This is a genomic window from Specibacter sp. AOP5-B1-6 (assembly GCF_052376555.1).
Taxonomy (GTDB): domain Bacteria; phylum Actinomycetota; class Actinomycetes; order Actinomycetales; family Micrococcaceae; genus Specibacter.
Genome location: NZ_JBQSVT010000120.1, coordinates 1 through 571, shown reverse-complemented (window position 1 = coordinate 571; position 571 = coordinate 1). Strand labels below are relative to the sequence as shown.

The following is a 571-nucleotide window of genomic DNA, read 5'->3' as shown; positions in this document are numbered from 1 at the left end:
AATCTGGGAACAACCACCACCGGTGGCAGCGGACAACTCCGGGTTCAATATCTGGGAACAACCACAACAACCACCACCGGTGGCGCAGGCAGGCATGTCTGACTCCAACACCCCACCACCAGAAAGCCCCGAACCAGGCGATACCTGGCCGGGGAGTGGGGATGTGGGGAGTGGGGATGCGGGGCGGGAGCCGTTGTTTGAGGACAGTGGACCATTGGGAGATGGCGGGAACGAGAATGCCGGGGAATCGAGGGTGGTCGATGGGGTGCGGATTCCGTTCCCGGGAACGGGTGAGGTCTTGGCAGGGCTGGACCCGATCGATCCTGAGAGCACCGACCCGGTCTCGAAGGATGACCGTACTTACGGTCAAAAGCTCCTCGACGGGCTCCTGGACTGCGTGAAGCTGGCCGCCCGCACTGACAAACTGCCGCTCAACGGTGGATTGAAGACACAGTTGATCATCACCTGTTCCCAAGAAGACTTGGAACGCAACGACGGGACCGGCACCGCGTTCACCACCTACAACGGGCCGGTGCCGCTGGCCTTGTTTGACCAGGCCCTGTGTGATCCC

General features: G+C 61.8%; 1 pseudogene. It reads left to right on the top strand.

Annotated features, from left to right (window positions below):
• Nucleotides 1-214 precede the first annotated feature (214 nt).
• A pseudogene (locus ACT3TS_RS19740) lies at nucleotides 215-571 on the top strand (hypothetical protein); the annotation flags it as partial.